General features: G+C 63.3%; 13 protein-coding genes. 2 read left to right on the plus strand and 11 right to left on the minus strand.

Features of this window, described 5'->3' with window-relative positions:
- Positions 1 to 117 precede the first annotated feature (117 nt).
- From ureC to urtA, 11 genes are all read right to left on the minus strand, one after another.
- Positions 118 to 1,830, minus strand: coding sequence for an urease subunit alpha (ureC, locus tag ACEN84_RS23455; RefSeq protein WP_199627641.1), 1,713 nt, complete (start codon positions 1,828 to 1,830; stop codon positions 118 to 120).
- 3 nt (positions 1,831 to 1,833) lie between these two features.
- Positions 1,834 to 2,457: a Urease operon accessory protein gene (locus ACEN84_RS23460; protein WP_413711349.1), complete on the minus strand. Its 624-nt coding sequence runs from the start codon at positions 2,455 to 2,457 to the stop codon at positions 1,834 to 1,836.
- Between the two features lie 16 nt (positions 2,458 to 2,473).
- Positions 2,474 to 2,890, minus strand: a complete 417-nt coding sequence (locus tag ACEN84_RS23465; RefSeq protein ID WP_413710082.1) for a lysozyme inhibitor LprI family protein — start codon at positions 2,888 to 2,890, stop codon at positions 2,474 to 2,476.
- A 34-nt stretch (positions 2,891 to 2,924) separates the two neighbouring features.
- A complete protein-coding gene (locus ACEN84_RS23470; protein ID WP_130283959.1) occupies positions 2,925 to 3,230 on the minus strand; it encodes an urease subunit beta in 306 nt (101 codons plus the stop codon).
- Positions 3,231 to 3,249: 19 nt separating this feature from the next.
- Positions 3,250 to 3,552, minus strand: a complete 303-nt coding sequence (locus ACEN84_RS23475) for an urease subunit gamma (protein ID WP_112711417.1) — start codon at positions 3,550 to 3,552, stop codon at positions 3,250 to 3,252.
- Between the two features lie 21 nt (positions 3,553 to 3,573).
- Complete coding sequence (locus ACEN84_RS23480) at positions 3,574 to 4,395, minus strand: urease accessory protein UreD (RefSeq protein WP_413710083.1); 822 nt, start codon at positions 4,393 to 4,395, stop codon at positions 3,574 to 3,576.
- Between the two features lie 160 nt (positions 4,396 to 4,555).
- Positions 4,556 to 5,251, minus strand: coding sequence for an urea ABC transporter ATP-binding subunit UrtE (urtE, locus tag ACEN84_RS23485; protein WP_413710084.1), 696 nt, complete (start codon positions 5,249 to 5,251; stop codon positions 4,556 to 4,558).
- A 206-nt stretch (positions 5,252 to 5,457) separates the two neighbouring features.
- A complete protein-coding gene (gene urtD / locus ACEN84_RS23490; RefSeq protein ID WP_413710085.1) occupies positions 5,458 to 6,213 on the minus strand; it encodes an urea ABC transporter ATP-binding protein UrtD in 756 nt (251 codons plus the stop codon).
- Positions 6,214 to 6,219: 6 nt separating this feature from the next.
- Positions 6,220 to 7,380, minus strand: a complete 1,161-nt coding sequence (urtC, locus tag ACEN84_RS23495) for an urea ABC transporter permease subunit UrtC (protein ID WP_413710086.1) — start codon at positions 7,378 to 7,380, stop codon at positions 6,220 to 6,222.
- A complete protein-coding gene (gene urtB, locus ACEN84_RS23500) occupies positions 7,377 to 8,996 on the minus strand; it encodes an urea ABC transporter permease subunit UrtB (protein WP_130283969.1) in 1,620 nt (539 codons plus the stop codon). The genes urtC and urtB overlap by 4 nt, the downstream gene beginning before the upstream one ends.
- 116 nt (positions 8,997 to 9,112) lie before the next feature.
- A complete protein-coding gene (gene urtA, locus ACEN84_RS23505) occupies positions 9,113 to 10,405 on the minus strand; it encodes an urea ABC transporter substrate-binding protein (RefSeq protein WP_112711422.1) in 1,293 nt (430 codons plus the stop codon).
- A 216-nt stretch (positions 10,406 to 10,621) separates the two neighbouring features.
- Between urtA and ACEN84_RS23510 the strand changes: the two genes are divergently transcribed.
- Positions 10,622 to 14,008, plus strand: coding sequence for an ATP-binding protein (locus ACEN84_RS23510; protein ID WP_413710087.1), 3,387 nt, complete (start codon positions 10,622 to 10,624; stop codon positions 14,006 to 14,008).
- Positions 14,001 to 14,918 (plus strand): response regulator, encoded by a 918-nt coding sequence (locus ACEN84_RS23515; RefSeq protein WP_130283973.1) that lies wholly within the window; start codon positions 14,001 to 14,003, stop codon positions 14,916 to 14,918. Before ACEN84_RS23510 ends, ACEN84_RS23515 begins: the two co-directional genes overlap by 8 nt.
- Positions 14,919 to 15,078: the final 160 nt, after the last annotated feature.

Genomic DNA, 15,078 nt, shown 5'->3' on the forward strand with positions numbered 1-15,078 from the left:
ATCAGTAAATTTTGATGGGTCGGCGACGCCGCAAATCCACCCAAAAAAATCTGCCCGGCTAAATACAACCGGGCAGAGAATCGGCGTTAACGAATTGCTTCCCCGGGACGGCGACACTCAGAACAGGAAGTAGCGTTGTGCCATCGGGAGAACGGTCGCCGGCTCGCAGGTGAGAAGCTCGCCATCGGCGCGCACTTCATAGGTCTCGGGATCGACTTCGATATGCGGCATCAGATTGTTATGGACCATCGAGGCCTTGGAGATTCCGCCGCGGGTGTTCTTCACCGCGAGCAGATCCTTGGCCACGCCGAGCCTGCCCTTCAGCCCGCCATCGAGTGCTGCCTGCGAGACGAAGGTGACCGAGGAGTTCGTCAGGCTCTTGCCGTAGGAGGCAAACATCGGACGGTAATGCACCGGCTGCGGTGTCGGGATCGAGGCATTCGGGTCTCCCATCGGCGCCGCCGCAATCGAGCCGCCGAGCAGCACCATGTCGGGCTTCACGCCGAAGAAGGCCGGGTTCCAGAGCACGAGATCGGCGCGCTTGCCGACTTCGACCGAGCCGATCTCGTGGCTGAGGCCGTGGGCGATCGCCGGGTTGATCGTGTATTTGGCGATGTAGCGGCGCACACGGAAATTGTCGTTCTCGCCCGTCTCCTCCTTTAGGCGGCCGCGCTGACGCTTCATCTTGTCTGCCGTCTGCCAGGTGCGGATCGCCACTTCGCCGACGCGGCCCATGGCCTGGCTGTCGGAAGAAATGATCGAGAAGGCGCCGATATCGTGGAGAATGTCTTCGGCAGCGATCGTCTCCTTGCGGATGCGGCTTTCGGCAAAGGCGATATCCTCGGGGATCGACGGCGACAGATGGTGGCAGACCATCAGCATGTCGAGATGCTCGGCGATCGTATTGACCGTATAGGGTCGCGTCGGGTTGGTCGACGACGGGATGACATTCGGCTGGCCGCAGATCTTGATGATGTCAGGCGCATGTCCGCCGCCCGCACCTTCGGTATGGAAGGCATGGATGGTGCGGCCCCTGATGGCGCCGATCGTATCCTCGACGAAGCCGCTTTCGTTCAGCGTGTCCGTGTGGATCATCACCTGCACGTCATACTGATCGGCGACCGTCAGGCAGCAGTCGATGGCGCCAGGCGTCGTGCCCCAGTCCTCATGCAGCTTCAGCGAGGTGGCGCCGGCAAGCACCATTTCCTCCAGCGCGCCGGGCAGCGAGGCATTGCCCTTGCCGGCGAAAGCGAGGTTCATCGGGAAGGCATCGGCGGCCTCGATCATCCGGGCGATATGCCAGGGGCCGGGCGTGCAGGTCGTCGCGAGCGTCCCATGCGCCGGGCCGGTGCCGCCGCCGAGCATGCAGGTGAGACCCGACATCAGCGCTTCCTCGATCTGCTGCGGGCAGATGAAGTGGATATGGCTGTCCATGCCACCGGCCGTGACGATCTTGCCCTCGCCCGCGATCGCCTCCGTGCCCGGGCCGACGATGATATTGACGCCCGGCTGCGTATCCGGATTGCCGGCCTTGCCGATCGCCACGATCCGCCCGCCCTTGAGCCCGATATCGGCCTTCACGATGCCGGTGTGATCGACGATCACGGCATTGGTGATAACGGTATCGACTGCGCCATTGGCACGCGTCACCTGGCTCTGCCCCATCCCATCCCGGATCACCTTGCCGCCGCCGAACTTCACCTCTTCGCCATAGGTGGTGAAGTCCTTCTCGATCTCGATGAAGAGCTCGGTATCGGCAAGCCGCACCTTGTCGCCAACGGTCGGTCCGAACATGCTGGCATAGGCGGCGCGGGAGATCTTGTGGGGCATCTGTCAGGCTCCTTGGGAGGAAGAATGAGACTGGTCGGCGGCATAACGAACGAGCCGCCCTTCGGCGATGTAGCGGTCGACGAGCTGGCGTTCGGCGGCGAAGGGGTGGCCGTCCCAGCCGGCGTGGCCGAAGCCGACAAGACCGGCCTCGGCGTCGGGGAAGCGGCGGAAGGTTTCGGCGATGGCGATGAGGCCGGTGCTCGGCACGACGTAAGGCGCGGGGTCATAGGCCGAGAGCGCCTCGTCCACTGCCTCATGAATCACTTTCTCAACGACCACATGCCGTTTGCCAGCTTCCTTGCAGAAGGCTTTAAACTGACTCGTGTAATCGTCGCAGAAATCGTCGAGCTCGGGATGCGAGACGGCGAGCGGGCCGCGCATTTCGGCAAATTTTTCCGGATCGCGCACGCACCAGATTTCGGACGCCTCGACGACGCCGGGGAGCGTCCGCCAGCCGGTATCGCCGGTCATCGCCTTGCCCGGACGGCCGGTATTGCAGACGGCGACGACATCGGTCCGGCCGGGGCTCGAAGCGTAGGAGCGGCATTCGTTGAAACGGATGACGAAGTCGGCGGCAGCGATCGCTGCACGTCCCTCCTCACCCACATCTCCGTTGCCGACGATCATCACCTTCTGCGCCACCTCAATTGCCGCCCATTGCATCCGCCAGAGCCTTGAGCTCCTTCGTGCGGTTATCGCTCATATTGGCGAGGCAGCCGGCGACCAGCATCGGCTCCATCGACCCGCCGCGGGCCTGAAAGCCCTCGGCCTCGCATTGCGCATCGCGATAGGAGATCCAGGCCCGCTGTGCCGTCAGCAGCGCCTTCTCGGCACCGCGATCGCTCTCGTCGAGATCCTCGTCGGTCGCAGCCGCGGCAGCCCGCGTTTCCTTCCACTGGGCGTTCAGCGCCTTGTCGGCCTCGCCGTATCGATCCTGCTCGCAGCTCGTCATTTCCGCCTGCGTCTCAGGGTTCTTGCAGTCAGTCTCCTCCTGCGCGAACACACCCGAAGCCATCATCACGCCGCCAGCGAGCGCCAGCAGGCCAATCACCAAACGCATCATTTCCTCCCGTCTTCCGTTATTTTCTTGTGTTTTAAAGCTTGCCCATGACGAGCTGGCGGAAGCCGTAGACTTCACGCTTGCCCGAGAGCGGGATCAGCGTCACCGAGCGGGTCTGGCCCGGCTCGAAACGCACGGCAGTGCCCGCCGGGATGTCGAGGCGCATGCCCTGCGCCTTCTCGCGCTCGAAGGCGAGGCCGCCATTGGTCTCCGCGAAATGATAATGACTGCCGACCTGCACCGGCCGGTCGCCGGTATTCGACACATCGATCGTGATGGTCGGAGCGCCGGCGTTGAGTTCGATATCGCCGCTCGCGGCAATGATTTCGCCTGGGATCATGTCTTTCTCCTCACGCAGCTCAGCGGATCGGTTCGTGGACGGTGACGAGCTTGGTACCGTCAGGAAATGTCGCTTCCACCTGCACGTCGTGGATCATCTCGGCGATGCCCTCCATCACCTGGTGACGGCCGATGACATGCGCGCCGGCCTCCATCAGCTCGGCGACCGGGCGGCCGTCACGCGCGCCTTCGACGACGAAATCGCTGATCAGGGCGATCGCTTCCGGATAGTTGAGCTTGACGCCGCGATCGAGCCGCCGCTGCGCCACCATCGCCGCCATGGAAATCAACAGCTTGTCTTTTTCTCTCGGAGTGAGGTTCATCGTTCTTCCATTCCAGCTGAATTACAGGTTCCAGACTTTCGGCACCGGGGCGCCGTTGCGCAAGGCCGATATGACCGGGATCAGGATTTTTCTGAGCGCGAAGCCATCGGGTGCCGCGGCGCGGATGACGAGCTTGCCGCTCCAGGCGCTGGCGCCCGCCATATGGCTCTCAAGCATGGGCCGCACCCTGGCGAGATAGCTCTCGGCGAGCGGCCCGGCATAGAGAAGCGTCGCGAACGCCACCTGCCCGCCAAGCACCGGCTGCTTCGCCGTCAGCGCCGATACCTCGCCCTCGAGCTTCAGCTCCTCCGCATGGATCAACCGTCCGGAGCGGCGGATGCGCCAGCGGTCGCGGAAGAGGCCTGTCACCATCGCCTCGCCCATCGCCCTGCGGCCAAGCAGGATCGCCTCGACGGCCAGGAACTCGGCGCTCTCATCGAGATCGACGTCGAGGCGGCGGAAAAGCGAGGCGCGGTCGAAGAGGATGGTTTCCTGCGGGAGCCAGTCGACGCGGGCGCCCGCACCGGCCTCGATGCGCGTAGTGACTTCGGCGGTTCCCGCCGATGCCTTGTAGATCTTCTCGCAGGCCTGTGTGGTGACGTCGATGCGCGTGCCGGGCCCGGCCGCAACGCTCCAGTTCATCCGGTCGCCGCCCGTCAGCCCGCCCGCGGTGTTGATGATGACGGCCTCCATCGAGGCGTCGAAGGTCTGAGGCAGGCGGATCTTTGCCGCCCCCTCCTGATAGAACTCGCGCAGCCGCGTGCGGCCATCCAGCATGCTTGCCGCCAGATGTCCCCGTCCCTCGGCTCTCTGCGGTCTGGTCGTCGCCGCTGCGCTCGTCATTCCATCCCCTGCAAACAGCCGCCGGTTACCGGCCGCCGCCATTCAATAAGTCCAAACAAATGAAAGCAAGCAATTCTCATGCCGCCCACCCCGCCCGCAACGGCGGGACGGACAGCCAATCATCGATGGCAGCATTGCCCGCAAAAGCGGCATTTGCCGCTCAGACGGTCAGATGGCGGCGGGCCTCCGGCGTATCCAGCGTCTCGGCGAGCCCTTCATGGACAATCTCGCCGCGGTCCATGATGTAGACGTAATCGGCAAGCTCACGGCAGAAATCGAGATACTGCTCGACCAGCAGGATCGCCATGCCGGTGGAATCGCGCAGATAACGGATCGCCCGGCCGATATCCTTGATGATCGACGGCTGGATGCCCTCGGTCGGCTCGTCGAGCACCAGGATCTTCGGCCGCGTTACCATCGCCCGGCCGATCGCCAGCTGCTGCTGCTGCCCGCCAGAAAGATCGCCGCCGCGACGTGACAGCATCGACTTCAGCACCGGGAAGAGACTGAAGATGTCATCGGGGATGTTGCGGTCGCGGCGGCCAAGCGGAGCAAAGCCGGTCTCCAGATTTTCCTTCACCGTCAGCAGCGGAAAGATCTCGCGCCCCTGCGGCACATAGCCGATGCCCTGCTTGGCCCGCGCAAAGGGCGGCAGGCCGTTGAGCCTCGTCTCGTTGAAGGTGACGCTGCCCGCAGACAGCGGATGCTGGCCGGTGACGGCGCGCAGCAGTGAACTCTTGCCGACGCCGTTGCGGCCAAGCACGCAGGTGATCTTGCCCATCTCGGCCTTGATCGAGATGCCGCGCAGCGCCTGTGCCGCGCCGTAGTGGAGGTTTGCGTTTTCGACTGTCAGCATTCGGCATCTCCCATTGTGTTCAGGGAGGCGTTACCCCCCTCTGCCCTGCCGGGCATCTCCCCCACAAGGGGGGAGATCGACTCGTTGTAAGCTGCCCGTCCAACATTCGACGTTGGAGCGAGCGGGTGCGCCCATCCAATCTCCCCCCTTGTGGGGGAGATGCCCGGCAGGGCAGAGGGGGGTATCACGCGCTCAACCGTCATCCCTCACCGCCCCAGATAATTCTCGATCACCTTCGGATCGGAGCTCACAAAATCGATCGATCCCTCGGCCAGCACCGAGCCCTCGGCCAGACACGTCACCTTGACGCCTAGGTCGCGGATGAAGCCCATGTCGTGTTCGACGACGACCACCGAGCGGGTCTTGGCGATCTCCTTCAGCAGGATCGCCGTCTCCGCCGTCTCGGCATCGGTCATCCCGGCCACCGGCTCGTCGACGAGCAGCAGCTTCGGTTCCTGAGCGAGCAGCATGCCGATCTCCAGCCATTGTTTCTGCCCATGCGAGAGATTGGCGGCGAACTCGTCGCGGCGATGCGTCAGGCGTACGGTCTCGAGGATTTCCTCGATGCGCGCCTTGTCTTCTGCCGACAACCGATAGAAAAGCGTCGGGAAAACTCCGCGCTTGCGGTTCAGCGCCAGTTCCAGATTGTCCCAGACCGTATGGCTTTCGAACACCGTCGGCTTCTGGAACTTGCGGCCGATGCCGAGCTGGGCGATGTCGGCTTCGTCGAGTTTCGTCAGGTCGGTCTGGCCGTTGAAGAACACCTCGCCCTCGTCGGGCCGGGTCTTGCCGGTGATGATGTCCATCATCGTCGTCTTGCCGGCGCCGTTCGGGCCGATGATGGCGCGCAGCTCACCCGGCTCGATGACGATCGAAAGCGAATTCAGCGCCTTGAAGCCATCGAAGGAAACCGACACGCCGTTCAGATAGAGCACGCTGTTGGGTTTGACGTCGGGGATCATGGGCGCTCACTCCGCTGGCTGGATTTTCGCATCGACACCATCCTCGAGCGAGGGAGGCGTCGCTTCGGTCCGCGGCTTCTTGCGGCCGAAATACTGGGCGATGGTGCCGACGATACCCTTCGGCAGGAACAGCGTGACGAGCACGAAGAGGCCGCCGAGCGCAAACAGCCAGAACTCGGGGAACAGACCGGTGAAAATCGTCTTGCCGCCATTGACAAGGATCCCGCCAAGGATTGGGCCGATCAGCGTTGCCCGGCCGCCGACTGCCGTCCAGATGACGACTTCGATCGAGTTGGCAGGCGCGAATTCGCCGGGATTGATGATGCCGACCTGCGGCACGTAGAGCGCACCCGCAATGCCAGCCATCATCGCCGAGACGACGAAAGTGAAGAGCTTGAAATGCTCGACGCGGTAGCCGAGGAAGCGCGTGCGGCTTTCCGCATCGCGCACGCCGACCAGCACCTTGCCGAACTTGGAGCGCACGATCGCCGAGGAGATCATCAGCGACAGCGCCAGGAAGATCGCAGTGGCGGCAAAGAGGCTGGCGCGCGTGCCGTCGGCTTGAACGTTGAAGCCGAGGATTTCCTTGAAGTCGGTCATGCCGTTATTGCCGCCGAAACCCATGTCGTTGCGGAAGAAGGCAAGCAGCAGCGCGTAGGTCATCGCCTGGGTGATGATCGAGAGATAGACGCCGTTGACGCGTGAGCGGAAGGCGAACCAGCCGAAGACGAAGGCAAGCAGGCCGGGCACGAGGAGAACCATCAGCGCCGCAAACCAGAACTGGTCGAAGCCGTACCAGAACCAGGGCAGCTCCTTCCAGTTCAGGAACACCATGAAATCGGGGAGAACAGGGTCGCCATAGACGCCGCGCGAGCCGATTTGCCGCATCAGGTACATGCCCATTGCATAGCCGCCGAGCGCGAAGAAGGCGCCGTGGCCGAGCGAGAGAATGCCGCAGAAGCCCCAGACGAGATCGAGCGCCAGCGCCAGCAGCGCATAGGTCAGATACTTGCCGAACAGCGCCATGATGTAGGTCGGGATATGCAGCGGGTTCTCGGGGCCGGTCATCAGGTTGAGAACCGGAACGAGGACGGCGACCATGAGCAGGATGGCGATGGCAATGGAGATCTTGCGATCGAGAGACCGGAGAAGGAAGGCCGTAATCATGCTTCCACCGCCCTTCCTTTGAGTGCGAAGAGCCCGCGGGGACGCTTCTGGATGAAGAGGATGATGAGGACGAGCACCAGGATCTTGCCGAGCACGGCGCCGGCGAAGGGTTCCAGGAACTTGTTGACGACGCCGAGCGACAGAGCGCCGACCAGCGTGCCCCAGAGATTGCCGACGCCGCCGAAGACCACGACCATGAAGCTGTCGATGATGTAGCTCTGGCCGAGGTTCGGCGAGACGTTGTCGATCTGGCTGAGTGCGACGCCCGCCATGCCGGCAATGCCGGAGCCGAGCGCGAAGGTGAAGGCATCGACCCAGCCGGTGCGGATACCCATCGAGGACGCCATGCGGCGGTTCTGGGTGACGGCGCGCATCTGCAGGCCGAAGGCCGAGCGCTTCAGGAGCATCAGCAGGGTGACGAACACGGCCATCGAGAAGACGATGATCCAGAGACGATTCCAGGTGATCGACAGGCCGCCGAGCTCGAAGGCGCCCGACATCCAGCTCGGATTGCGCACTTCGCGGTTGGTAGGCCCGAAGATCGTCCGCACCGCCTGCTGCAGGATCAGCGACACGCCCCAGGTCGCCAGCAGCGTTTCCAGCGGCCGGCCGTAGAGATAACGGATGACGAGGCGCTCGATGATCAGGCCGACGAAGCCGGTGAAGACGAAGGCGGCGGGCACGGCGAAAGCCAGCGAGTAGTTGGCCATCTCGGGGAAGTTGGCGGTGATATATTCCTGCACGACATAGGTCGTGTAGGCGCCAATCATCACCATTTCGCCATGCGCCATGTTGATGACGCCCATGACGCCGAAGGTGATCGCAAGGCCAATGGCCGCCAGCAGCAGCACGGAACCGAGCGACAGCCCGTACCAGACGTTCTGCACCACATCCCAGACCGCCAGGTTGCGCTTGATGCCATCGATATCCGACTGGATGGCGGGCTTCAGATCATCGGGTGCGGTTTCCATCGCCGTCGTCAGGATCGTCAGCGCGTTGCGGTCGCCGCGGGCGGCGATCGTGTCGATGGCGGCCTTCTTGTCCTCGGCGCTGACATCGCTTTTCAGCATCATGACGGCGCGGGCGGCTTCCATCGTGTTCTTGACCTCGGCATCCTTCTCGCCCGCAAGCGCGGAGTTCAGAAGCTCGAGATTGGAGGGATCTGCATCGCGCAGCAGGCCTTGCGCCGCTGCAAGCCGCGCGGAACGATCCGGGCTCAGCAGCGTCAGCGTGCTCATGGCGCTGGCGATCGCGCCGCGCAGGGAATTGTTGATCTTCACTTTCGACATGTAGTCGGGGTCGATACCCTCGGCGGCCTCGCCGGTGAGAGGATCGGCATAGGTCGGCTCGTCCTCGGTGCCGCCCTGGAGCAGCACCGGGCCGCCCTCTTCCGAATTCACATAAAGCTGGCCGTCGCTGAGCTGCTGCAGGATCTGGCCGACATGCGGGTCCTTGGAGGCGACGAGCGCCTTGATGGCTTCGGCGCGCTGATCGAAATCGCCTTCGCCGAGCGCATTGACGAGGGCATGAATGTCTTCCTGGGCCTTCAGCGGCGATGCAAGCATCGGAGCCGCGAGGCAGAGGGTAAGAAGGATAAGCTTGAGGGCGCGATACATCGGCTTTCTCGCCTGGACTATCGTTGGCCTTTTGGGCAGCAACCGTTTGGGACGGAGCTTCCGCCCGGAGATGGGATCCGGACGGAAGTCATCAGGCAGGTATCGGATCGGCTAACTCAAGACCCCTTGCCGCCGCACTTGCCAGTCGCAACGTTGAAGTTGCCGCAGTTCATCGGCTTGCGCCAATCGGAGATCAGGTCCTTGGAGTCCGGCAGGTAGTCGGACCATTCGTCACCGACGACGGCAGGCGTCTGCTGCACGATTTCAAATTGGCCGTCGGCCTGGATTTCGCCGATCAGGACAGGCTTGGTGATGTGGTGGTTCGGCATTACGGTTGCCGTGCCGCCGGAGAGGTTCGGAACGGAGACGCCGATGATGGTGTCGAGAACCTTGTCGGTGTCGGTCGTGCCGGCGGCCTGAACGGCCTTAACCCAGGCATTGAAGCCGATATAGGCAGCTTCCATCGGGTCATTGGTCACGCGCTTGTCGTTCTTCGTGAAGGCGTGCCATTCCTTGATGAACTTCTTGTTGGCCGGGCTTTCGACCGACTCGAAGTAGTTCCAGGCAGCGAGGTGGCCGACGAGCGGCTTGGTGTCGAGACCGGCAAGCTCTTCTTCGCCGACCGAGAAGGCGACGACGGGGATATCGGTTGCCTTGACGCCCTGGTTGCCGAGTTCCTTGTAGAACGGAACGTTGGCGTCACCGTTGATCGTCGAGACGACGGCGGTCTTCTTGCCGGCTGCGCCGAATTCCTTGATCTTGGAGACTTCCGTCTGCCAGTCAGAGAAGCCGAACGGCGTGTAGTTGACGATGATGTCTTCCTTCGGAATGCCCTTCGAGATCAGGTAGGCTTCCAGGATCTTGTTGGTGGTGCGCGGATAGACGTAGTCGGTGCCTTCGAGGACGAAGCGCTTCACGCCTTCCTTCTCCATCAGGTAGTCGACCGCCGGGATCGCCTGCTGGTTCGGAGCAGCACCCGTGTAGAAGATGTTGCGCGAGGATTCTTCACCCTCGTACTGGACCGGGTAGAACAGGATCGAGTTCAGCTCTTCGAAAACAGGCAGAACCGACTTGCGCGACGAGGAGGTCCAGCAACCGAAGACGGCCGCGACCTTGTCCTTTTCGATCAGCTCGCGGGCCTTTTCGGCAAACAGCGGCCAGTCGGAAGCCGGGTCGACGACGACGGCTTCGAGCTTCTTGCCGAGAAGGCCGCCCTTCTTGTTCTGCTCGTCGATGAGCATCAGCATGGCGTCCTTGAGCGTCGTCTCGGAGATGGCCATGGTGCCGGAGAGCGAGTGCAGAACGCCGACCTTGATCGTGTCGTCGGCAGCAACTGCTCCGTGGAATGCGGCCGTGGCCGACATGACGGCGCCGAGAACGGCACCTGAAACGTATGATCGCAGATTCATCTTGTGATCCCCTCTTCTTGTTCGACAACAGGCCGGAAGGCAAAAATTAACTGTTGCTTAGGGGACTATCCGGTGCTGCACTGCGAAAACACATACGTAATATGACGTAGGCACCGGGGCGAAATCTGCACGCGATTGCTGCGCTGCACTCTTAAGCGCTCCGGCCATCCATGTTACGGAAGTGTGACAAGGGAACGAAGGGACCGGCAGAGCAGCATGGCAGCGCGGCAACGCATCATTCCGGTCAGGCGCGAGTATAACCGCTGGGTCGCGAACCAGACACTCGAGGACTATGCGCTGCGTTTCACCGCAAAGAGCGCACGCCAATTCTCCTCGCAGCGCATCTCGCAGACGGCGATCGGCGCCATCTCTTTCCTGGCGCTGGAGGCGATCGGCGGGGCGATCACCCTTTCCTACGGCACTACCAACGCCTTCTTCGCGATCATCGTCGCCTCGATCGCCATGCTCGCGATCGGCCTGCCGATCAGCCGATACGCGATCCGCCATGGTGTCGATATCGATCTGCTGACCCGCGGCGCCAGCTTCGGCTATATCGGCTCGACCATCACCTCGCTGATCTATGCGAGCTTCACCTTCATGCTGTTTGCGATCGAGGCCTCGATCATGTCCGGCGCGCTGGAGCTGACGCTCGGCATACCCTTGTGGATCGGCTATATCATCAGCGCCGTGATGGTGATCCCGCTGGTGACGCACGGCGTCAAGCTGATCAGCCGCTTCCAGCTCGTCACTCAACCCTTCTGGATCATCCTCAACGTCCTGCCCTTCATCTTCATCGCCTTTCTCGACTGGGAGAAATTCGATGTCTGGCGCGCCTTCGCCGGTATTCGCCATGCCTCTGGACCGCCCGGCACGGTGGCCGATTTCAACCTGGTGGAATTCGGCGCCGCCTCCGCCGTCATCCTGGCGCTGATGTCGCAGATCGGCGAGCAGGCCGACTTCCTGCGCTTCCTGCCGCCGGATGGACAGCGCAAGTGGCGCCACCGCCTCGCCGTCTTCCTCGCCGGTCCCGGCTGGGTGATCATCGGCGCGCCGAAGCTCTTGGCCGGCTCCTTCCTCGTTGTCCTGACCTTCACCGCCGGCGTCCCCGTCGACCGCGCCGCCGATCCGGCGCAGATGTATCTGACCGCCTTCGGCTACATGATCCCCTGGCACAATGCCGCCCTGCTCCTGATGGCCGCCTTCGTCGTCGTCTCGCAGCTGAAGATCAATGTCATGAACGCCTATGCCGGCTCGCTCGCCTGGTCGAACTTCTTCTCGCGCCTCACTCACAGCCATCCCGGCCGCGTCATCTGGCTGATCTTCAACGTAGCGATCGCGCTCCTCCTGATGGAGCTCGGCATCTACCGGCTGCTGGAGGAGACGCTCGGTATCTTCTCGATCATCGCCATGGCCTGGCTCTGCACGATCTCCGCCGATCTCTTCATCAACAAGCCGCTCGGCCTCGCGCCTCCCGGCATCGAGTTCAAGCGCGCCCATCTCTACGACATCAACCCGGTCGGCCTCGGCGCCATGACGCTCTCGGCCGGCATTTCGCTGATCGCCCATTTCGGCGCCTTCGGCCCGATCGCCGCCTCGCTCGCGCCCTATATCACCCTTGTCATCGCGCTGACCGCCTCGCCGCTGATCGCCTGGGCGACGAAGGGCAAGTTCTACCTCGCCCGCAAGCCGCGCCACAGCTGGAAGAACCTGACAAGCATCACCTGCTCGGTCTGCGAACACCCGTTCGAGCCCGAGGACATGGCCTGGTGCCCGGCCTATGCCGCGCCGATCTGCTCGCTCTGCTGTTCGCTCGACAGCCGCTGCCACGACATGTGCAAGCCGAAGGCGCGGCTGAACGCGCAGGTCGGCACCGTTGCCAAGGCCGTGCTGCCGGAAACCGTGGTGCAGAAACTGACGACCCGCTTGGGACGCTACGGCATCGCCGTCGTGCTGGCGCTGACCGCCGTCGGCGCGATCCTGGCGATGATCGCCCATCAGGTGGCCTCCGCCTCGCCGGAGACCGCCGAAGTCGTCAATCGCACCATCCTGATCGTCTTCTTCGTCTTCGCCGTCATCGCCGGCGTCGTCTGCTGGTTCTATGTGCTTGCCCATGACAGCCGCGTCGTCGCCGAGGAGGAATCCTCGCGCCAGAACACGCTGCTCCTGAAGGAAATCGCCGCGCACAAGAAGACCGACGCCGCGCTGCAGAACGCCAAGGAAACCGCCGAGGCCGCCAACCGCGCCAAGAGCCGCTATGTCGTCGGTCTCAGCCACGAGCTGCGCACGCCGCTCAATGCCGTGCTCGGCTATGCCCAGATCCTCGAGCGCGACGAGACCATCCCGCCGCCGCGCCAATCCTCGATCAAGGTGATCCGCCGCTCGGCCGAGCATCTCTCCGGCCTGATCGACGGGCTGCTGGATATCTCCAAGATCGAGGCCGGGCGCCTGCAGGTCTATTCCAACGAGATCAACATCCAGGATTTCCTCGACCAGATCGTCGACATGTTCCGCCCGCAAGCGCAGGCCAAGGGCCTCGCCTTCATTCACGACCGCACGCCGTCGCTGCCGCAATTCGTGCGCACCGACGAGAAGCGCCTGCGCCAGATTCTCGTCAACCTGCTCTCCAACGCCATCAAGTTCACCGATGAGGGCAGCGTCACCTTCGATGTCGGCTATCGCAGCCAGGTCGCGACCTTCACCGTTTCAGATACCGGCCGCGGCATCGCCGAGAAGGATTTGAGCCGCATCTACGAACCCTTCCAGCGCGGCGAGGCCGACAGCATCCGCCCGATGCCGGGCCTCGGCCTCGGCCTGACGATCACCCGGCTTCTGACCAATACGCTCGGCGGCGAAATCCTGGTGACGAGCGAGAAGAACCAGGGCTCGACCTTCCGCGTCCGCCTGATGCTCTCGGCCGTCATGCGCGAGATGACGGCGCCGCCGCAGGAGAAGAAGATCGTCAGCTACGACGGCCCGCGCCGCACCATCGTCGTCGTCGACGACAACGAGGATCACCGCGAGATGATGCGGGAAATCCTCGCACCGCTCGATTTCGTCGTGCTGACGGCAGCCAGCGGCACCGATTGCCTGACGCTGATCGAGGGCATCCAGCCCGATCTCTTCCTGGTCGATATCTCGATGCCCGGCATGAGCGGCTGGCAACTCGCCTCGCGCCTGCGCGAAAACGGCCAGACCTCGCCTATCGTCATGCTGTCCGCCAATATCGGCGATGCCGCAGCGACAGCCGAAAGCGATGACAGCCATAATGACGCGATCGGCAAGCCCGTCGACATCAGGCAGCTGCGCGACAAGCTGGCGCTGCATCTCGGCCTGAAATGGACCTACGCGGACACGGCGGCGGTGCCCGCTCCGCCGCCAAAACCGCCGCTCGTCAGCCCCGGCATCGCCCATGTCGAGGAACTGATGCGGCTCTGCGAAATCGGCTACATCAGGGGTATCGAAGCCAAGCTCAACGACCTTGCCAAGGACGAGGCAAATCAGCCATTTACCGAGGAACTTCGCGCCTATGTGGCGGCGTTCGATCTCGACGGCTGCATGACTTTCCTGCACCGGTTCAACGAAAAGGTGGAAACCATTGGCTGATCAGGCCCACCCCCGCGATATCGTGCTGCTGGTCGACGACTCGCCCGAGGCGCTCGGCTTCCTCACCGATGCGCTGGAGCAATCCGGTTTCTCCGTGCTGATCGCCACCTCCGGCTCGGCCGCACTCAATATCGTCGAGCGCATCACGCCGGATCTCATCCTGCTCGATGCCGTCATGCCCTCGATGGATGGCTTCGAGACCTGCCGCAAGCTGAAGGAAAACGCCGCCGTCAGCCAGGTGCCGGTGATCTTCATGACCGGCCTGACGGAAACCGAGCATGTGGTCCACGCGCTGGAATCCGGCGGCGTCGACTATCTGACGAAGCCGATCAATATCGACGAACTGCGCGCCCGCATCCGCGTCCACCTGCGCAACGCCCGCTCGACGCAAAGCGCCCGCGTCGCCCTCGACGCAGCCGGCCGTCATCTGCTGGCGGTGAAGGGCGACGGCAAGGTTCACTGGTCGACGCCCCAGGCAACCCGCCTCGTCAACGCCGCCATGGGCAGCGACGATGCGCTCGCCACGGTCACGGCCCATATCGCCGCCTGGATGAAGGACCGCATGGCGACCGGCCGGGACGCCGCCTTCTCGATCACCCACGCCGGCCAACCCGCCCTCCAGCTCGCCTTCCTCGGCACCATCGGCCCTGACGAGTACCTCTTCCGCCTCACCGCCATCAGCCAGCGCAGCGACGACGCGGTGCTGCGCCAGCATTTTTCGCTGACCCAGCGGGAATCGGAAGTGCTGCTGTGGATCGCCAAGGGGAAAGCCAACCGCGATATCGGCGAGATATTGGGGCTATCGGCGCGGACGGTGAACAAGCATCTGGAGCAGATCTATGTGAAGCTCGGCGTGGAAAACCGGGCATCCGCGGCGGTGAAGGCGGCGCATGTGTTGCATGAGGGGTGATGTTGGGATCGCTTGAGTCTTGGACTTCGAGCAAGAACGCCCCCCTCTGCCCTGCCGGGCATCTCCCCCACAGGTGGGGAGATTGGCTGGGCTCATCCGCTCGCCCTGCCATCTGGCGATGTAGGCCGCGAATAGGTCCAGTCATTGAATGCGGGAGCGC

This window comes from Rhizobium sp. Rhizsp82 (assembly GCF_047325115.1).
Lineage (GTDB): Bacteria > Pseudomonadota > Alphaproteobacteria > Rhizobiales > Rhizobiaceae > Rhizobium.